At 72.4% G+C, this 17,245-nt stretch carries 19 protein-coding genes; 10 read left to right on the top strand and 9 right to left on the bottom strand.

The window, feature by feature from the left end:
* Window position 1 precedes the first annotated feature (1 nt).
* The 4 genes from PZ894_RS06355 to PZ894_RS06340 all read left to right on the top strand — a co-directional run bounded on the left by PZ894_RS06355 (window position 2) and on the right by PZ894_RS06340 (window position 3,294).
* Window positions 2-700: an LppX_LprAFG lipoprotein gene (locus PZ894_RS06355; protein ID WP_275743581.1), complete on the top strand. Its 699-nt coding sequence runs from the start codon at window positions 2-4 to the stop codon at window positions 698-700.
* Window positions 697-2,451, top strand: a complete 1,755-nt coding sequence (locus tag PZ894_RS06350) for an MFS transporter (RefSeq protein ID WP_275743579.1) — start codon at window positions 697-699, stop codon at window positions 2,449-2,451. Before PZ894_RS06355 ends, PZ894_RS06350 begins: the two co-directional genes overlap by 4 nt.
* Window positions 2,452-2,472: 21 nt before the next feature.
* A complete protein-coding gene (locus tag PZ894_RS06345) occupies window positions 2,473-2,964 on the top strand; it encodes a carbonic anhydrase (protein ID WP_275743577.1) in 492 nt (163 codons plus the stop codon).
* An 81-nt stretch (window positions 2,965-3,045) separates the two neighbouring features.
* Complete coding sequence (locus PZ894_RS06340; RefSeq protein WP_275743575.1) at window positions 3,046-3,294, top strand: hypothetical protein; 249 nt, start codon at window positions 3,046-3,048, stop codon at window positions 3,292-3,294.
* On the opposite strand, the gene PZ894_RS06335 is transcribed toward PZ894_RS06340, so the two are convergent.
* Window positions 3,295-5,295, bottom strand: coding sequence for a DNA topoisomerase IV subunit B (locus tag PZ894_RS06335; protein ID WP_275743692.1), 2,001 nt, complete (start codon window positions 5,293-5,295; stop codon window positions 3,295-3,297).
* A 494-nt stretch (window positions 5,296-5,789) separates the two neighbouring features.
* Here PZ894_RS06335 and PZ894_RS06330 point away from each other — a divergent pair, with 494 nt between their 5' ends.
* From PZ894_RS06330 to PZ894_RS06315, 4 genes are all read left to right on the top strand, one after another.
* Window positions 5,790-6,023, top strand: coding sequence for a hypothetical protein (locus PZ894_RS06330; protein ID WP_275743574.1), 234 nt, complete (start codon window positions 5,790-5,792; stop codon window positions 6,021-6,023).
* A gap of 96 nt (window positions 6,024-6,119) precedes the next feature.
* Window positions 6,120-6,596, top strand: coding sequence for a DUF456 domain-containing protein (locus PZ894_RS06325; protein WP_275743572.1), 477 nt, complete (start codon window positions 6,120-6,122; stop codon window positions 6,594-6,596).
* A complete protein-coding gene (locus PZ894_RS06320) occupies window positions 6,593-7,429 on the top strand; it encodes an EamA family transporter (protein WP_275743570.1) in 837 nt (278 codons plus the stop codon). The genes PZ894_RS06325 and PZ894_RS06320 overlap by 4 nt, the downstream gene beginning before the upstream one ends.
* 31 nt (window positions 7,430-7,460) lie before the next feature.
* Window positions 7,461-8,861, top strand: a complete 1,401-nt coding sequence (locus tag PZ894_RS06315; RefSeq protein WP_275743568.1) for an NAD(P)/FAD-dependent oxidoreductase — start codon at window positions 7,461-7,463, stop codon at window positions 8,859-8,861.
* Here the strand turns inward: PZ894_RS06315 and PZ894_RS06310 are convergent.
* From PZ894_RS06310 to PZ894_RS06300, 3 genes are all read right to left on the bottom strand, one after another.
* Complete coding sequence (locus PZ894_RS06310) at window positions 8,851-9,426, bottom strand: hypothetical protein (RefSeq protein ID WP_275743566.1); 576 nt, start codon at window positions 9,424-9,426, stop codon at window positions 8,851-8,853. The two genes, PZ894_RS06315 and PZ894_RS06310, sit on opposite strands and share 11 nt — an antisense overlap.
* Window positions 9,426-10,898 carry an RNA polymerase sigma factor gene (locus PZ894_RS06305; RefSeq protein ID WP_275743565.1) on the bottom strand — a complete coding sequence of 491 codons (1,473 nt, stop codon included), beginning with the start codon at window positions 10,896-10,898 and terminating at the stop codon, window positions 9,426-9,428. The genes PZ894_RS06310 and PZ894_RS06305 overlap by 1 nt, the downstream gene beginning before the upstream one ends.
* 166 nt (window positions 10,899-11,064) lie before the next feature.
* On the bottom strand, window positions 11,065-11,274 hold the full coding sequence (locus tag PZ894_RS06300) for a hypothetical protein (RefSeq protein ID WP_275743563.1): 210 nt from the start codon (window positions 11,272-11,274) through the stop codon (window positions 11,065-11,067).
* Window positions 11,275-11,564: 290 nt separating this feature from the next.
* On the opposite strand from PZ894_RS06300, the gene PZ894_RS06295 reads away from it, so the two are divergent.
* Window positions 11,565-11,771: a hypothetical protein gene (locus tag PZ894_RS06295; RefSeq protein ID WP_275743561.1), complete on the top strand. Its 207-nt coding sequence runs from the start codon at window positions 11,565-11,567 to the stop codon at window positions 11,769-11,771.
* 33 nt (window positions 11,772-11,804) lie between these two features.
* Here PZ894_RS06295 and PZ894_RS06290 read toward each other — a convergent pair whose 3' ends face one another.
* Window positions 11,805-12,380, bottom strand: coding sequence for an HhH-GPD-type base excision DNA repair protein (locus tag PZ894_RS06290; protein WP_275743559.1), 576 nt, complete (start codon window positions 12,378-12,380; stop codon window positions 11,805-11,807).
* Between the two features lie 7 nt (window positions 12,381-12,387).
* Window positions 12,388-12,789 carry a universal stress protein gene (locus tag PZ894_RS06285; RefSeq protein ID WP_275743557.1) on the bottom strand — a complete coding sequence of 134 codons (402 nt, stop codon included), beginning with the start codon at window positions 12,787-12,789 and terminating at the stop codon, window positions 12,388-12,390.
* 158 nt (window positions 12,790-12,947) lie between these two features.
* On the opposite strand from PZ894_RS06285, the gene PZ894_RS06280 reads away from it, so the two are divergent.
* Window positions 12,948-13,403, top strand: coding sequence for a hypothetical protein (locus PZ894_RS06280; protein ID WP_275743555.1), 456 nt, complete (start codon window positions 12,948-12,950; stop codon window positions 13,401-13,403).
* Between the two features lie 7 nt (window positions 13,404-13,410).
* Here PZ894_RS06280 and PZ894_RS06275 read toward each other — a convergent pair whose 3' ends face one another.
* The 3 genes from PZ894_RS06275 to PZ894_RS06265 are packed head-to-tail and all read right to left on the bottom strand — an operon-like array spanning window position 13,411 to window position 17,160.
* Window positions 13,411-14,874: a glutamate-cysteine ligase family protein gene (locus PZ894_RS06275; protein WP_275743553.1), complete on the bottom strand. Its 1,464-nt coding sequence runs from the start codon at window positions 14,872-14,874 to the stop codon at window positions 13,411-13,413.
* Window positions 14,875-14,883: 9 nt separating this feature from the next.
* Window positions 14,884-16,026: a glutamate--cysteine ligase gene (locus PZ894_RS06270; RefSeq protein WP_275743551.1), complete on the bottom strand. Its 1,143-nt coding sequence runs from the start codon at window positions 16,024-16,026 to the stop codon at window positions 14,884-14,886.
* A gap of 9 nt (window positions 16,027-16,035) precedes the next feature.
* Window positions 16,036-17,160 carry a DUF4192 domain-containing protein gene (locus tag PZ894_RS06265; RefSeq protein WP_275743549.1) on the bottom strand — a complete coding sequence of 375 codons (1,125 nt, stop codon included), beginning with the start codon at window positions 17,158-17,160 and terminating at the stop codon, window positions 16,036-16,038.
* Between the last annotated feature and the right edge of the window lie 85 nt (window positions 17,161-17,245).

Below are 17,245 nucleotides of genomic sequence, written 5' to 3'. Positions count from 1 at the left end.
CGTGCGTACCACCCTCCTGCCCGCGGCTCTCGTTGCCGGTCTCCTCGCGCTGTCGCTGTCCGCCTGCGGTGGCGACGACGGGGGCGAGGCCGACCGGTCGCCCGAGGAGGCGCTCGCGGCCGCCAAGCAGACCCTCGACGACACCAGCGGCGTCGCCCTGACGCTCAGCACCGACGACCTCCCCGACGGGGTCACCGGCGTCGAGAAGGCCGAGGGCGTCGGCACCCACGCACCGGCCTTCGACGGCACGATCACCGTCGTGCTGTCCGGGCAGGCCTTCGAGGTGCCGGTCGTCGCGGTCGACGGCAAGGTGCACGTCCAGTTGCCGCTCACGACCGGGTGGCAGGACATCGACCCGGCGGAGTACGGCGCGCCCGACCCTGCGCAGCTGATGAGCCCGGACGCGGGCTTCTCCTCGCTGCTCGACGCGACCGAGGACCTCGAGGCCGGCGAGAGCGTCCGCGGCGGCGAGGACAACAAGGAGGTCCTCACCGAGTACACCGGCACGGTCTCCGCCGATGTCGTAAAGAACGTCATCCCGACGGCCACGGGCGACTTCGACGCGACGTACACGATCACCGACGACGGCGAGCTGCGCAGCGCCGACCTGACCGGCGTCTTCTACGAGGACGCCGACTCGATGACCTACACGGTGACCTTCGACGACTACGGCACCGAGCAGGACATCACGGCGCCGTGACCAGGTCGCCGCGGGTCCTGCTGGGCCTGGCCGCGATCGCGGTGGCGTTCGCCGCCGCCGACACCTACGTGGTCGTGCTGGCCCTGCCGGACATGATGGCCAGCGCCGGCATCCCGGTCGAGCAGCTGCAGCGGGCGGCGCCGATCGTCTCCGGCTTCCTGCTCGGGTACGTCGCGATGCTGCCGCTGATCGGCCACGTCGCCGACCTCCGGGGGCGGGTGCCGGTGCTGGTCGCGGCCCTGGTCGTCTTCGCGCTCGGCTCGCTGCTCACCACGCTGGCCTACGACATGCCGACGATGGTGACCGGCCGCTTCCTCCAGGGCGTCGGCGGCGGCGGCCTGGTGCCCGCCACCCTCGCGCTGGTCGCCGACCTCTACCCCGCCGAGCGCCGCGGCGTACCCCTCGGGCTGGTCTCGGCCGTGCAGGAGATCGGCAGCGTCCTCGGCCCGCTCTTCGGCGCCCTGGTGCTGGCCGTCGCCGACTGGCGGGTGATCTTCCTGATCAACCTGGTCGTCGGCCTCGCCCTCGCCGTCGCCGTCAGGCGATTGGGTGGTTTCGAGACAGGCGCTGGCGCGCCTTCCTCAGCCACCGTGCGGTTCGACTGGATCGGCCTCGCCCTCGCCCTGGTCACGCTGGTCGCCGGGGCGCTCGTCTTCGTCCAGCCCAGCCAGCTCATGCGCGACCTCACCTACGGGCAGCTGTTCATCCCGTACGCCGGCGACGGCCGCTGGCTCACCCCGCTCGGCACCGTCGCGATCGTCGCGCTCGTGCTGCTCGTCGTGCGCTGCTGCACCGCGCGGCGGCCCCTGCTCGACATCCGCGGGTGGATCGCCACCGTGCGCGAGGCCGACGCGCTCGGCGCCCTGCTGCTCGCGATGGCCCTGGCCGGGATCGTGCTGGCCTTCGCGACCGCCGACCCGAAGGTGCAGGTCTTCTCCGACCAGGGCGTCTGGTACCTCCTCGCGTCCGCGCTCGCCGCGGTCGGCTTCGTCGTGCACGTGCGCCGCGTCGAGCGCCCGCTCGTGCCGGCCGGCGCGATGCGGCGTACCCCCGCCTGGGGCGCGATGCTCGTCAGCTTCTTCGTCGGCGCGGCCCTGATCGCGGCACTGATCGACATCCCGCTCTTCGCACGCACCACGGTCTACCCCGGCTCGCAGCTGATGGCGGCACTCGTGCTGGTCCGCTTCCTGGTGGCGCTGCCGGTCGGCGCGGTGCTCGGCGGCTACCTCACCCACCGGCTGCCCGCCGGCGTCGTGACGGCCGCCGGCATGGCGCTGGCGGCGGCGGGCTTCCTCTGGATGGCGACCTGGGACCTGGAGTCCCTGGAGAGCCCGGTCGCGACGCTGCCTCTCGTGCTCGCCGGGCTCGGTTTCGGGCTCGCGCTCGCGCCCGTCAACGCGGCCGTGCTGGCGAGCACCGACCACGAGGTGCACGGGCTGGCGAGCGCCTTCGTCGTGGTCTCGCGGATGGTCGGGATGCTCGTGGGCATCTCCGCGCTCACCACGATCGGGCTGCGTCGCTACTACGCCGAGCAGGCGGACGTGCCGTCGGTCCGCGACGTGTGCGACGGAGGCAGCCGCTGCGCGGAGTTCACCCGGCTGCTCAAGCTCGCCGGCATCGCGCAGGAGCAGACGGTCTTCACCGGCGCGGCGATCTGTGCCGTGGTCGCGGGCGCGCTCGCGCTGGTGCTCTTCCGCAGCGCGCCGACCCGGGCGATCTCGACCGGCGACCTGCTGCGGTCGGCCGGCTGAGCGTCCGCTACCGTCACCGACGTGAGCTTCGACGACCTGCTGGCAGCCAACCGTGAGTTCGCGACCGACTTCGCCTACGGCGGCTTCGACGGGGTGGCGCGCGCGGGCGTCGCCATCGTGACCTGCATGGACTCCCGGATCGATCCGCTCGGCATGATCGGGCTGCAGCCCGGCGACGCGAAGATCTTCCGCAACCCGGGCGGGCGGGTGACGCCGCAGGCGCTCGAGGCGCTGGTGCTCGGCGTCCACCTGCTCAACGTCGACCGGGTCCTGGTCATCCCCCACACCCGGTGCGCGATGGCGTCGTCCACCCTCGACCAGGTGCGCGAGAGGATCGGCGCCGCGGCGGGCCAGGACGTCTCCTGGCAGCCCTTCAGCATGGTGCCCGACCAGCTGGCCGCCCTCGAGGACGACGTGCACAAGGTCGTCTCGCACCCGCTCGTCCCCGACACCGTCGAGGTGGGCGGGTTCCTCTACGACGTCGACACGGGCCTGCTCGACCGGTTGGCCTGACCGACCCGTTCCGGGCCTGGATGGTTCAGACTCCCGCCGCGGCTGCCGATGGGTCTCCCGGACGAAGGAGGGACGCGCTGCATGGCGGACTACAACGTGCTGACGCACTCGGACATGATCGCGGTCGGGCGCAGCCACTACCAGGGCCGGTCGGGGCGTGCGCCGGAGCACCACTACATCGAGGCCACGATGATCGAGCTCACCACCAACCAGAGCTACGACTTCGTCGGGCTCGTGCCCGCCTGGGGCGATCGGGAGCCGCTCTACATCTTCGCCTCGAGGCTCGTGCTGCGGAACCAGGAGGACAAGCACCGCCTCAGCAGCGCCTGATCACGCGTCCAGCGTCTCCATGTCGACCTCGTAGGCGCCCTGGACGATGAACTCCTTGCGCGGCGCGACGTCCGAGCCCATCAGCAGCTCGAAGATCCCGGTTGCGCTCTCGGCGTCGTCGATGGTCAGGCGACGCAGCGTACGCCGCCGCGGGTCCATCGTCGTCTCGGCCAGCTGGTCGGCGTCCATCTCGCCGAGGCCCTTGTAGCGCTGGACCGGGTCCTTCCACCTGACGTTCTTCCTCTTCAGGTCGGCCAGCTTCCGCTGCAGCTCGTCGTCGGAGTACGTGTAGACGTACTTGTCCATCCCCTTCTTCGGGTTGGCGAGCTCGATGCGGTGCAGGGGCGGAACGGCCGAGTAGACGCGCCCGTCGGCGATCAGGTCCGGCATGTACTTGAAGAAGAGCGTCGCGAGCAGGCAGCGGATGTGCGCGCCGTCGGAGTCGGCGTCGGCCATGAAGATGATCCGGCCGTAGCGGCGGGCGTCGAGCTCGAACGTCCGCCCGGAGCCCGCGCCGACGACCTGGATGATCGAGGCACACTCGGTGTTCTTGAGCATGTCGCCGACCGACGCCTTCTGGACGTTGAGGATCTTGCCGCGGATCGGCAGCAGCGCCTGGAACTCCGAGTTGCGCGCGAGCTTCGCGGTGCCGAGCGCCGAGTCGCCCTCGACGATGAACAGCTCGGTGCGGTCGTTGTCGGCGGCCCGGCAGTCGGCGAGCTTGGAGGGCAGCGCGGACGACTCCAGTGCGTTCTTGCGGCGCTGGGTCTCCTTGTGCTGCCGCGCCGCGACGCGGGTCTTGGCCGCGCCGGCGACCTTCTCCATGACCAGCTTGGCCTGGGCCTTCTCGGCTCGCTTGGTCGAGGTCAGGAACCTCTTCAGCTCGGCCGACACGACGCGGCGTACGACGGTGCGGGCGGCGGGTGTGCCGAGGATCTCCTTGGTCTGCCCCTCGAACTGCGGCTCCGCGAGCCGCACTGTCACGACGCCGGTGATGCCCTCGAGCACGTCGTCCTTGATCACGTCGTCGTCGTTGACCTTGAGGACCTTCGTGGCCTTCATCGCGTCGTTGAAGGTCTTGGTGATGGCGCTCTCGAAGCCGCTCACGTGGGTGCCGCCCTTGGGGGTGGCGATGACGTTGACGAACGACCGGAGCACGGTCTCGTAGCCGGTGCCCCAGCGCACCGCGATGTCGACGTGGAGCTCGCGCTCGACGTCCTGCGGCGTCATGTGCCCCTTGTCGTCGAGCAGCGGCACGGTCTCGATGAAGGTGTCGGACCCCTGCAGCCGGACGATGTCGGTGACGGGCTCGTCGGGGGCCAGGAAGTCCGCGAACTCCGCGATGCCGCCGTCGTGGCGGAACTTCTCCTCCCGCGGGCCCCCGTCCGGTCCCGTGCCGCGCAGGTCGCGGATCACCAGCTCGAGGCCCGGGACGATGAACGACGTCTGTCGTGCGCGCCCGATCAGCTCGTCGTAGACGAACTCGGCGTCCCTGGTGAAGATCCGGCGGTCGGGCCAGAAGCGGATCCGGGTGCCGCTCCTGCCCTTCGCGACCCGCCTCCCCTTGCGGGTGAGACCCGACTTCGGCTCGAACGCCGCGTCCGGGCCCTCGGCGGCGAACACCCCGGGCGTGCCGTGGCGGAACGACAGTCCCTGCTCGGACGGCGACCGCTGCACGTCGATGTCCATGCGGGCCGACAGCGCGTTGACGACCGAGAGGCCCACACCGTGCAGGCCGCCGGTCGCGACGTACGAGCCGCCCCCGAACTTGCCGCCCGCGTGGAGCTTGGTCGCCACGACCTCGACGCCGGGAAGCCCGGTCTTGGGCTCCTTGTCGGTCGGGATGCCGCGGCCGTCGTCGTGGACCTCCGCGGAGCCGTCGGGGTGCAGGGTCACCTCGACCCGGTGGGCCGCTCCGGCCAGCGCCTCGTCGACGCCGTTGTCGATGATCTCCCACAGGCAGTGCATGAGACCCCGCGTGTCGGTGGACCCGATGTACATGCCCGGGCGCTTGCGCACCGCCTCGAGGCCCTCGAGGACGAGGAGGTGTGCGGCGTTGTAGGTGTTGTCGGCGATCGTGGGGCTCCTGCGAGAGGTACGGCGGATCCGGTCGTGCGTCATCCCCGAATCTACCCGCGACACGCCGGCCGCCGGTGCAGGCACGCCTGCCGACCCGGCGGTCTAGCGTGGAGGGCGCTTCCCCGGGCGCCACCGCGGGGGACCCACGTCACGATGTGGACACGATCGGCAGTCGTCGGGCCGGTTCCGCAACGGGATCCGGGTCCGGCGCGTCAGACTCGACCACACCTCTGGACCAGAGACCGATTTTGTGCACCGACACCCTTTCAAGGCATGGAAATGTGCCGATGAGGGAAGGTGGAACGTGATTGGATCGACGTGTTCCGCACCACCGCTCATCAGCACCAGGACGGGAATCTTGGAGTCGATGGCTACGTTGTGGCAGACACCGAGGCAGTACGAGAAATGAGGCCGATGTGACCACTGCAGTTGCCCCCAGCACCGCGGCGCTGAGCGCAGCGGACCGTTGCGACCGTTGCGGAGCCCAGGCCTACCTTCGCGTGGAGCTCCAGTCGGGCGGTGAGCTGCTCTTCTGCGCCCACCACGCCCGCGAGCACGGTGACAAGCTGAAGGAGATCGCCGCCAACGTCGTCGACGAGACCCACAAGCTGTCCAACACCCCGGCCAGCGCCGCCGACGACGAGCGCTGACCCCGACCGACCCAGACCACACCACCGCGGCCCCGGACCACGTGTCCGGGGCCGCGGTGCATTTCGCTGTCGGCGAACTGTGGGAGATTGCTCCCTGTGACCGCGACCACCCTGCTCGCCGCCGTGCTCGTGGCGGTCGGGCTGGTGGGCATCATCGTCCCGATCCTGCCCGGCTCGGTGCTGGTCGTGGCGGGCGTGCTCGTCTGGGCCTGGGCCGAGGGCGGGGTCACGGCGTGGACCGTCTTCGCCGTGGCGACCGGGCTCGTGGTGGTCGGCGCCGTGGTCAAGTACGTCGTGCCGGGTCGCCGGCTTCAGGTCGCGGGCATCCCGGCCACCACCCAGTGGGTCGGTGTGCTGCTCGGCGTGGTCGGCTTCTTCGTCGTCCCGGTGGTCGGGCTCTTCGTCGGCTTCGTGCTCGGCGTCTACCTCGCCGAGCTGGCCCGGGTCGGCCGCCGGGAGGCGTGGCCGTCGACGGTGCACTCCCTCAAGGCGGTGGGCCTCTCCATCGTGATCGAGCTCGTGGCCGCGTCGGCGGCCACCCTGGTCTGGATCGGCGGCGTCGTCGCGACATGACGATCCTCGTCTCGCTGCTCGCCGCCGCGTCGTACGGGCTCGGCGACTTCAACGGCGGCATCTTCTCCAAGCGCGGCGGCCCGTGGGCCGTCTCCCTGCTCGCGCAGCTGGCCGGGACCGTGTTGGTGCTGCTGGTCGCCCTCGTCGACGGGGGCTCCCCCACCGCGGGCGACCTGGGCTGGGCGGTCGTGGCCGGCATCGGCAACGGCTTCGGCACCGCGTTCCTCTACCGCGGGCTCTCCTCGGGGCGGATGGGCGTCGTGGCGCCGGTGTCGGGGCTCGGCGCGGTGCTGGTGCCGGTCGTCGTCGGCGTGGCGACCGGCGAGCGGCCCGGCGCCCTGGTCTGGCTCGGCGTGCTCGCCGCCCTGCCGGCCATCTGGCTGGTCTCGCGCGAGCCGGCCGACGACGGCCCCCCGATCGGCCCCGGCTCGGGACTGGTCGACGGCGTGCTCGCGGGCGCCGGCTTCGGATCGCTCTTCGCCGCGCTCGCCCAGATCCCCGAGGAGGCCGGCTGGCTGCCGCTGGCCCTCAACCAGCTGGTCGCCGGCGGCGCGATCATCCTGGTCGCGGTCGCGCTCCGGCAGGACTGGGTGCCGCGCAACCGCTACGCGCTCGGCGGGGTCATCAGCGGCGCCCTGGGGTCGCTCGCGACCGGGCTCTTCCAGGTCGCCACCCACCAGGGCTTCCTGACCGTGGCCGCGGTCATCACCTCGCTGTACCCCGGCTTCACGGTGCTGCTCGCCGCGACCGTGCTCCGCGAGCCGGTGCACCGCGCCCAGGCCGTCGGGCTCGCGCTGTGCGCCGGCGCCGTCGTCCTGGTCGCGGCGGGCTGATGCTCCGGGCGCCTCGGGGAACCGTGGTGACATGACGACCGCCCCGACCCCGGATGCCGTCGTCGTCGGCTCGGGGCCCAACGGCCTCGCCGCGGCGGTCACGCTCGCCCAGCACGGGCTGACGGTCGTCGTGCTCGAGGCGCACGACGAGATCGGCGGTGGCACCCGCTCCGCGGAGCTGACCGTCCCCGGGGTCCGCCACGACGTCTGCTCGGCCATCCACCCGCTCGGCGTCGGCTCGCCGTACCTCCGCTCGCTCCCGCTGGCCGACCACGGCCTGGTCTGGCGCTGGCCCGAGGTCGACCTCGCGCACCCGCTCGACGACGGTACGGCGGCGGTGCTGGTGCGCGACCTCGACGAGACCGCCCGAGGCCTCGGTGCCGACGGTCGCCGCTGGCGGTCCGTGTTCGGTCCGCTCGCCCGGAGCTTCGACGACGTCGCACCCGACGTGTTCGGGCCGGTCGTGCACGTGCCGCGGCGACCGGTGCCGCTCGCCCGCTTCGGGCTCCGCGCCGCACTGCCCGCCTCGGTGCTGGCGCGCGCGTTCCGCACCGACGCCGCCCGGGCACTCCTCGCCGGCTGCGCGGCGCACATCTGTCGTCCGCTGGACCGACCGACCACCTCGGCGATCGGGGCCGCGCTGATCGCCGCCGGGCACCGGCACGGCTGGCCGGTCGCCGAGGGCGGCTCGCGCGCGATCACCGACGCGCTCGCGGGCCTGCTGCGCTCCCTCGGCGGCGAGATCCGCACCGGAGTGCGCGTCCGCTCGCTCGACGACCTGCCCGACGCCCGAGTGGCGCTCTTCGACACCTCGCCGACCGGATTCGCCGACATCGCCCGCCGGCCGCGGCCGCGGTGGCGCTACGGCATGGCGGCCCACAAGCTCGACCTGGCCGTGCGCGGCGGCGTGCCGTGGACGGCCGAGGCGTGCCGGCGCGCGGGCACCGTCCACGTCGGCGGGACGTTCGAGGTGATCGCCGACGCCGAGGCTCGGGTGGCGGGCGGTGAGCTGCCGGAGCGGCCGTTCGTGCTGGTCGGCCAGCAGTACCTCGCCGACCCCTCCCGCTCGGCCGGCGACGTGCACCCCGTGTGGGTCTACGCCCACGTGCCGCTCGGCTTCGCCGGGGACGCGACCTCCGTCGTGCTCGAGCACGTGGAGCGGTACGCACCGGGGTTGCGCGAGCGCATCGTCGGGCAGCACGTCACCGATCCGGTCGGGTTCGCGGCCTACAACCCCAACTACGTCCAGGGCGACATCGCCTCGGGGATGGTGTCGGTGCCCCAGCTGGTACGACGGGCGCCGTACGCCACCGGCGTGCCGGGCGTCTACCTGTGCTCGTCGTCCACCGCTCCGGGCCCGGGCGTCCACGGCATGTGCGGCCACCGGGCGGCGCTCCGCGCGCTCGCCGACCTCGACCGGGTCAGGAGCTGAGGACCCACCGGGTCCAGGAGTTTGGCCTGCGGAGCCAGTCGACGACCGGGTGGGAGGAGTCGAACTCGTCGCGCATCTTCACCCGGAGCCGCACCCGCGCCGGCTCCTCCAGGCACGTGCGGGAGACGTCGAAGGTCAACCGGTCGCCCGCGAACCCCAGGCGCACCCGGTGCGGGCAGGTCAGCGGCTCGCCGACCGGACGACCGCGGCGGATCCGCATCAGCTGGTAGTCGGTGCCCTTCTGGAGGCCCGTGCTGAGCCCGAGCTCGGCGCCGCGCCGCTCCTTGTCGGTGTCGATCAGGATCGTCAGGCCCGACGGTCCGGCCTCGGAGCGGCGGCGCAGGTCGGTGAACCCGACGACCACCCGCAGCTTCGTGGTCGTGTGCGCGATGTCGACGCGGCGGATGTCGGTCAGCGACGCCGTCGCGTCGGCGGGATCGTCGTAGGTCGCCTCCGCCGCGCCTGCCGGCGCCACCAGACCGGCGACGAGCAGGCCTCCACCCAGGAGCCCAGCGACGAGCCCGCCCGCCACGGCGGACGCGAGCGTGGCGCGGGCCCGCAGCATCAGTCGAGGTAGTCGCGCAGGACCTGCGACCGGCTCGGGTGCCGCAGCTTCGACATGGTCTTGGACTCGATCTGGCGGATCCGCTCGCGGGTCACGCCGTAGACCTTGCCGATCTCGTCGAGGGTCTTCGGCTGGCCGTCGGTGAGGCCGAACCGCATGCTCACGACGCCGGCCTCGCGCTCGGAGAGCGTGTCGAGCACGGCGTGCAGCTGCTCCTGGAGCAGCGTGAACGACACCGCGTCGGCCGGGACGATCGCCTCGGAGTCCTCGATCAGGTCGCCGAACTCGGAGTCGCCGTCCTCGCCCAGCGGGGTGTGCAGCGAGATCGGCTCGCGGCCGTACTTCTGGACCTCGATGACCTTCTCGGGGGTCATGTCGAGCTCCTTGGCCAGCTCCTCCGGGGTGGGCTCGCGACCCAGGTCCTGGAGCATCTGGCGCTGCACCCGGGCCAGCTTGTTGATGACCTCGACCATGTGCACCGGGATGCGGATGGTGCGGGCCTGGTCGGCCATCGCGCGGGTGATGGCCTGGCGGATCCACCACGTGGCGTACGTCGAGAACTTGTAGCCCTTGGTGTAGTCGAACTTCTCGACCGCGCGGATGAGGCCGAGGTTGCCCTCCTGGATCAGGTCGAGGAAGAGCATGCCGCGGCCGGTGTAGCGCTTGGCCAGCGAGACGACCAGGCGCAGGTTGGCCTCGAGGAGGTGGTTCTTCGCGCGGCGGCCGTCCTCGGCGATCCACTCGAGCTCCTCCTCGAGCTTGGCCGCGGTCTTGCCGCCCTTCGCGATCTTCTCCTCGGCGAAGAGGCCGGCCTCGATGCGCTTGGCGAGCTCGACCTCCATCTCGGCGTTGAGCAGCGGGACCTTGCCGATCTGCTTGAGGTAGTCCTTGACCGGGTCGGCGGTCGCGCCGGCGACCATGACCTGCTGCTCGGGCTCGTCGGTGTCGTCGGCCGCGGAGACGACGAACGACGCCTCCTTCTCGTCCTCCTCGATGGAGGGGTCGGACGCGACGTCCTTCTCGAACTGCTCGTCGGAGATGTCGGGCAGGACCTTCTTGCCGTCGGGGCCGATGACGACCTCGCCGGCCGGCTCGACCTTGGCGCCGTCGGGCTGGTCGGCCGGCTGCGACGCGGTCTTCTTCGCGGCAGGCTTCTCGGCCGCCTTCTTGGCGGGCGCGGCCTTCTTCGCCGGCGCCTTCGCCGCCTTGGCCGTGGTCGTCTTGCGCGTCGACGTCGCCGCGACGGCGCGGGTCGTGGCGACCGGCAGGTGCACCGAGATCCCCAGCGAGCTCAGGTGCCCGAGCAGCGCCTTGAGATGACGCGGCTCGACCGCGGCGTCCTCACTGGCCTGCCGGACCTCGTCGGGGGTGAGGGTTCCCGTCGGCTTCCCTCGCTCGATGAGGGCCACGACGGACGGGTGCGACAGCACCTCGGCAGGGAGCAACTTGCGCGCGTTCGAGGACACGAACACCTCTCGTGAAACGACGTTCCGACCAGATCATGGGCGCGGCCCATCCCGGTGTCGTCAAGAGCCGCGTCGACCATTCTGCCACGCGCCCCCAGCGGATCCGGCAATCCCCACCCGTCTGGCCAAAACGTCTGGCCAAAACGTCTGGCCGGAACGTCTGGCCGGAACGTCAGGCCGGGACGCCGCCGACGAGGTCACCCACCACCGACGCCGGCGCGGCCGGGAACTCGGCCAGCACGGTCGTCCCCGGCTGCGCCGGGTCGATCCAGATCCGCGACGCGCCGTGGTCGTTGAGGACCGCCTCCGCGCGAGTCAGCAGCGCGTCCTTGAGCGCCATGGGCAGGCCCGACGAGACGGTGAGGACGTTGACCATGTGCACTCGGCACTCCTTCGCGGCTCGGTGTGTCGGGGGGATCCGGCGGTCGAGCCACGCCGCCGGTGTGCGGACCGGGGAGGCATCCCTGAATCCGACAACACCCGACCATATTTCGTCGGCCGCCGGAAGGTCGCGACCGTCCCCCAAGTCGGGTAAATCGGCCGTCCCTCGGGGCCATTCGCCCGCACCTGCACGCAAGTAGTGTCTCAATGGATTTCTGGGAGGCCTGATCGGGCAGGTGGACCGGGGGGAGTCCGGCGCGTGCGCCGGGATGGGCCTACTGGGGGTAGAGCATGGACGTTGTCGAGCTCGTCGACCGATCGGCCGCGACGGCCCTGCAGCACGCGTCGGCGCTGCAGGACCACCTGCGCTCCGCGGAGGGGCCGGGGAACCCGCTCATGCGGGAGTGCCGCGCCGAGATGCACCGGCTCGTCGGCGACATCGTCTCGCTGCGCAACGCGGCAGAGCTGCTCAAGCGCCAGGTCGAGCTCGGAGCATGAGACGCATCCCGGGCCCGGTGACGACGCCGTCCCTCACGTGGCCGCGGCCGCCTTCGCCGCGGCCTTCTTCTGCTTCTTGTAGTCGCGCACCTTCTGCAGGCTGACCGGGTCGACGACGTCGGCGACGGAGCGGTAGCCCTCCTCGGCGTACGCGCCGACCGCTGCCTCCCAGCCCGCGGGCCGCACGTCGAGCTGCTTGGCCAGCAGCGCCACGAAGATCTGTGCCTTCTGCTTGCCGAAGCCCGGCAGCTCCATCATCCGCTTCAGCAGGTCCCTGCCGTCGGCCGCCTCGGTCCAGATCCGCTCGGCGTGCCCGTCGTACCTCTCCTCGACCAGGGCGGCGAGGGTCTGCAGGCGCGCGGCCATCGAGCCGGGGAAGCGGTGGATCGCCGGCGGCGTCGTGCACAGCGCCGCGAACTGCTCGGGGTCGGCGCTCGCGATCTGCGCGGGCGAGAGGGTGCCGAGACGGTCGAGCACCTTCGCGGGCCCCCGGAACGCGTGCTCCATCGGGTACTGCTGGTCGAGCATCATGCCGACCAGCAGCGCGAACGGGTCGTCGGTCAGGACCTGGTCGGCGTGCTCGTCGCCGGTGATGTGGATCGTGGCCATGCGAGCGTCAGTCGGCCTTCACGGCGAGCACGGGGCAGTGGGCGTCGAGGAGGACGCGTTGGGCGTTGCTGCCGAGGATCAGCTTGCCGACCGGCGAACGGCGCCGCAGCCCGATCACGATCAGCTCGGCCCGGCTGGCCTCGGCGATGCTGATCAGGTCCTCGGCCGGCTCGAACCCGCGGACCAGCTGGCGGATCTCGTACTCGACCCCCGACCCGTCGAGCGTCTTGCGGACGGCGCTCATCTCGCGGTCGACCTGGGTGGAGGCGTCGGCGTCGAAGTCGGCGCCGCCGCGGTGGGAGTTCACGACGACCAGGCTGGCGCCGCGGAGCCGGGCCTCCGCCACGGCCGTGCGGAGCGCGGCCTCACCCTCCGGCTTGGGCACGTAGCCCACGACGACCTTGCCCATCGATCCTCCACAGCTCAGATATCGGGTCCCGCCGAGTTCGGGCCGGTGGCCCACGGGCACCGTAGCCGATCCGGAGTCGGGCACGCATGCCTGTGGACGACGCCTGCGTGACGACGACGTCGCGGGTGAGGCTGGACACCGACGACGGGAGACCCCGCATGAGCGTCCGCGCGAGCAGCACCGACGGCATCCGTGAGCCGGTGGGTCCGCCGTTGACCACGGTGCTGCGCCGGGCCGTGCTCGACCACGCGCAGCGCGAGAAGCGGCGCGTGCACCCGCCCCTGCTGCACGTGGGCTGGCCGGGCGCGCGGGAGGAGGTGTTCGCCGTCGAGGCCGGAGACGTGCTCGACCACACGCTGCGCTGCGACGTCGTCGCCGCGATGCTGCGCACGGCCCGCAGGCACGCGCCCGTCACGGGCGCCGTCCCGATGCTCTGGCTGACCCGGCCCGGGCCGTTGGAGGTCGAGGACGTCGACCTCGCGTGGCTCGCCGCGGCCCGCGCGGCCACCGGCGAGGCCGGGGTCGACCTCACCCTCGTCGTGGTGAACCGGCACGGCTGGCTGGACCCGCGCTCCGGCGTACGCCGTGAGTGGAAGCGGCTGCGGCAGCGCTGAGGGCCGGTCAGTCCCAGGTGTGGACCGGGTCGTTGGTGTGCATGCGCTCCCGGTACTCGAGCAGGGCCGCGCGCAGCGCGTCGTAGCGGTCCCGCTCCCCCTCGGCCCGCACCCGGCCGACGAGCCACTCCGCGCCGTTGGTGCCGCGCAGGCAGCGCTCCTCGATGATCCCGAGCAGGCGGTCGCTCTCGGCGGTCGACGCACCCCACGAGGCGAGCCCCTCCCGCGCCAGGGGCAGCAGCCGGCGCAGCACCAGCTCGGTCGCCCGCACCTGACCCACACCGGGCCAGTAGACCTGGGCGTCGATGCCCTGCCGGGCCGCGACGTGGAAGTTCTCCTCCGCCGCGCTGAACGACATCTGCGACCACAGCGGGCGCTCGCTCTCGGCCAGGGCCCGCACCAGACCGAAGTAGAACGCCGCGTTGGCCATCGTGTCGGCGACCGTCGGCCCCGCGGCGAGCAGCCGGTTCTCCACCCGCAGGTGGGGCACCCCGTCGGCGACGTCGTAGACCGGGCGGTTCCAGCGATAGATGGTGCCGTTGTGCAGCCGCAGCTCGGCGAGCTTCGGGGTGCCCCCACCCTCGAGCACCGCGAGCGGGTCCTCCTCGTCGTCGACCGGCAGCAGCGCCGGGAAGTAGCGCACGTTCTCCTCGAACAGGTCGAAGACCGTCGTGATCCACCGCTCGCCGAACCACACGCGCGGCCGCACGCCCTGGGCCTTCAGCTCCTCGCTGCGCGTGTCGGTGGCCTGCTCGAAGAGCGGGATCCGGGTCTCGCGCCACAGCTCCCGACCGAGCAGGTAGGGCGAGTTCGCCGCCAGTGCGACCTGCACCGCTGCGATCGCCTGGGAGGCGTTCCAGTACGCCGCGAACTGGTCGGGCGAGGTCTGCACGTGGAACTGGGTGCTCGTGCACGCGGCCTCGGGCACGATCGAGTCGGCCGTCGTGCGCAGGCGTTCGGAGCCGTCGATCGTGATCGTGATGTCCTCGCCGCGGGCGTTGAGGATCTGCTCGCTGAGCAGCATGTAGCGGGGGTTCGCGCTGAGGCTGTCGACGCTCATGTGTCCCTCGGCGAGCGTCGGCAGGATCCCGATCATCACCATGTGGGCGCCGACGGCCGCGGACTTCGACTCGGCGTCGTTGAGGCTGCGCCGCAGGCTGCCCTCGAACGTCGTCAGCCCGCCCTCGCGCAGCTTCGCCGGCGGCACGTTGATCTCGATGTTGAACTGGCCCAGCTCGGTCTGGAAGTCCTCGTCGGCGATCGCCGCCAGGGCCTCGGCGTTCCGGAGCGCCGGGTCTCCGGCCTCGTCGACCAGGTTGAGCTCGACCTCCAGGCCGGTCATCGGGTCGTCGGTGTCGAAGCGCGCCTCGCGCAGCATCCGGGCGAAGACGTCGAGGTTGCGGCGCACCTTCTCCCGGTGGCGGGTCCGGTCGGCGCGGGAGAACTCCTGAGCTTCCACCTCTTCGCCCATGACCAGACCTTAGAGCTTCCCGGGGGTCTGCCAGGAGCCCTCGGTGCGGGCGATCAGGTCGTCGACGACTGCCGCCACATCGCCGTGGCGCTCGTAGGCGGCTCGCTGGCGGGTCGCGCCGTTGTCGCCGACGCCCCGCTCGAGCATCCCCTCGACCCGGCCGAGGTCGCCGCTCGCGTCCAGGGCGGGGCGCACGTGGTCGACGAGCGACCCGACGACCTCGCGTGCGGGTGCGAGCCGCCGGGTCCGCGGGTCGACGAGCGCGTCGGACATGCCGAACCTGGCGGCGCGCCAGTGCGCGGCTCGCAGCGCCTCGGGACGCCAGTGGGGCAGCGATCGGCCGTCCTCGCGGTCCGCGGCGGCGGTCTCCACGAGGCCCCGGACCAGGGCCACGATCCAGACGGCACGCATCGGATCGGTGCAGACGTCGCACACGCGCACCTCCACGGTCGGCTGCCCCTCGGAGAGCCGAGCGTCGAAGTAGAGCATCCCCGCGTCGCGGGCCGCCCCGGTCTCGACCAGCATCCGGCTGACCTCGCGATAGCCCTCGACCGAGCCGAACGCCTCGGTCTGCCCGGCGCTCGGCCACCGCGACCACACCTGCGCACGCCAGGACGCGTAGCCGGAGTCGCGTCCCTCCGCGAACGGCGAGTTGGCGCTCAGCGCGAGCAGCACCGGCAGCCAGGGCGCGATCCGGTCGATCACGGCCACGCCCTCGTCGTCGGACTCGATCTGGGTGTGGACGTGCATGCCGCACGTCCCCCCGGTGCGGGCGACCTCGCCGTAGGTGTCGACCATGTCGCGGTAGCGGTCGTTGGGGCTCACCACCGAGCGGTCGCCGCCCAGCGGCACGATCCCGCACGCGCCGACCCGGAGGTCCGCGGCCCGCGCGGCGTCCCCGGCCGTGCGCCGGCCCGCCACGAGCTGGGCGAGGACGGCGTCGAGGTCCGTCTCGGGATCGGTGCGCGTCTCGAGCTGGTGGCGGAAGAGCTCCTGGTCGAGCTCGTCGGTCGCCGCGCGCGGCGGCCGTCGGCCGCGCCCGTGCTCGCGGAACTCCTTGAGGACCGCGGGTGCGGCCGCGGCCACCTCGCGCGTCGCCGGGTCGAAGAGCAGCAGCTCCTCCTCGACGCCGACCGTGCGCACCCTGCCCATGGCGGAGCACTACCCCTCCCCCGGCGGCGACATGCCCTCCGACACGTCCTGCGACGCGTCCTGGGACACGTCCTGCGACATGCCCATGGTCCAGTCGAAGTCGCCCTCCCAGGTCTGCGGCGGCACGGCCCGGGTGAGCAGCTCCGCGACCAGGTTGGCCAGCGAGTAGTCGGGATCGACCTCGAGGCAGCGGTCGACCGCACACCAGGCGAGCGCGCCGTGGCCGGCCTGCCAGGCGGCGAAGCCCAGCAGGGCGGCCGGCGCCGGCACCAGCGGGTCCGGCGCCCGACGGACGACGTCGGACCAGACCTCGACGTGCTCGCGGGCCCGGGCGCGGTGCAGCGGCGACCACGCGGCGTCGCGCACCCGGACGTCGAGCATGCCGCGCAGCAGCCGGGCGACCTCGTGGTCGTCGAGGCACGTCGACTGTGCGACATGACGCACCACGAGCTCGCGCGCCCAGAGTCCTTCCTCGAGCGCGGGCGCCGGCTCGCCCGTCAGCGCGGCCAGCGCGGCGACCACGCGGCCGACCCGGCCGGTGTCCGGGGCGATCGACGCCGCGAGCTCCTGCCTGGAGGAGTGCAGGACCCGCCCCTCGAAGACGGCCTGGGCGGCGAACCGGTGCGCGGACAGGTCGTAGGGCACCCCCAGGTAGGACACGTCGGAGCGGGACGGCACGGCGTACCAGCGGCGCCCGTCGGCGCGCAGGCCGGCCATGACCTCGACGCCGACGTCGGCGAGCACCCGGGCCGTGGCCCGCAGCGCCCGGTCGGCGAACGGGCCCCGCGCGCTGTAGACGACGAGGAACGCGTGCGGAGCGCCGTGCTCGCGAGCCGGCTCCGCGAGCATCCTCGCCATGTCGGTGACGTCACAGAACCGCGTCGGCAGGTCGACGCGGGCGTGGAAGGGTGGGTCGGCGCCGAAGGTGAGCATCACCATCGACTCGGACGGCTCGAACCCGAGCACCACTGGCACGACGGCCAGCACGTCCTCGGGACTGTGGGCGGTCATGGGGATCGGTCCCGGCCGGTCGTCGGGCTGGTCGTCGGGCTGGACGTCGGGCTGGACGTCGGGCTGGACGTCGAGCTGGTCGTCGGGCTGGTCGTCGGGATGGGCGGCACGGTCTGCGGTCATGCCACGACGGTCCCCGCTGCGTCCGACGTCGGAGACCGCTGGCGCAGGCAGCTGTGGAGAAGCCGGTCGGAGACGCGTGTGTGGG

This window comes from Nocardioides sp. YIM 152315, assembly GCF_029210375.1.
In the GTDB taxonomy this organism is placed as follows: domain Bacteria; phylum Actinomycetota; class Actinomycetes; order Propionibacteriales; family Nocardioidaceae; genus Nocardioides.
Note: the sequence above shows the minus strand (reverse complement) of the source record. Positions and strands in the feature narration are given on the sequence as shown.

Coding starts and splice junctions, on each gene's coding strand:
- PZ894_RS06315 (WP_275743568.1), top strand. CDS start 7,461: ATGACGACCGCCCCGACCCCGGATGCCGTCGTCGTCGGCTCGGGGCCC.
- PZ894_RS06265 (WP_275743549.1), bottom strand. CDS start 17,160: ATGACCGCAGACCGTGCCGCCCATCCCGACGACCAGCCCGACGACCAG.
- PZ894_RS06275 (WP_275743553.1), bottom strand. CDS start 14,874: ATGGGCGAAGAGGTGGAAGCTCAGGAGTTCTCCCGCGCCGACCGGACC.
- PZ894_RS06310 (WP_275743566.1), bottom strand. CDS start 9,426: ATGCTGCGGGCCCGCGCCACGCTCGCGTCCGCCGTGGCGGGCGGGCTC.
- PZ894_RS06280 (WP_275743555.1), top strand. CDS start 12,948: ATGAGCGTCCGCGCGAGCAGCACCGACGGCATCCGTGAGCCGGTGGGT.
- PZ894_RS06340 (WP_275743575.1), top strand. CDS start 3,046: ATGGCGGACTACAACGTGCTGACGCACTCGGACATGATCGCGGTCGGG.
- PZ894_RS06320 (WP_275743570.1), top strand. CDS start 6,593: ATGACGATCCTCGTCTCGCTGCTCGCCGCCGCGTCGTACGGGCTCGGC.
- PZ894_RS06295 (WP_275743561.1), top strand. CDS start 11,565: ATGGACGTTGTCGAGCTCGTCGACCGATCGGCCGCGACGGCCCTGCAG.
- PZ894_RS06290 (WP_275743559.1), bottom strand. CDS start 12,380: ATGGCCACGATCCACATCACCGGCGACGAGCACGCCGACCAGGTCCTG.
- PZ894_RS06270 (WP_275743551.1), bottom strand. CDS start 16,026: ATGGGCAGGGTGCGCACGGTCGGCGTCGAGGAGGAGCTGCTGCTCTTC.
- PZ894_RS06335 (WP_275743692.1), bottom strand. CDS start 5,295: ATGTACATCGGGTCCACCGACACGCGGGGTCTCATGCACTGCCTGTGG.
- PZ894_RS06285 (WP_275743557.1), bottom strand. CDS start 12,789: ATGGGCAAGGTCGTCGTGGGCTACGTGCCCAAGCCGGAGGGTGAGGCC.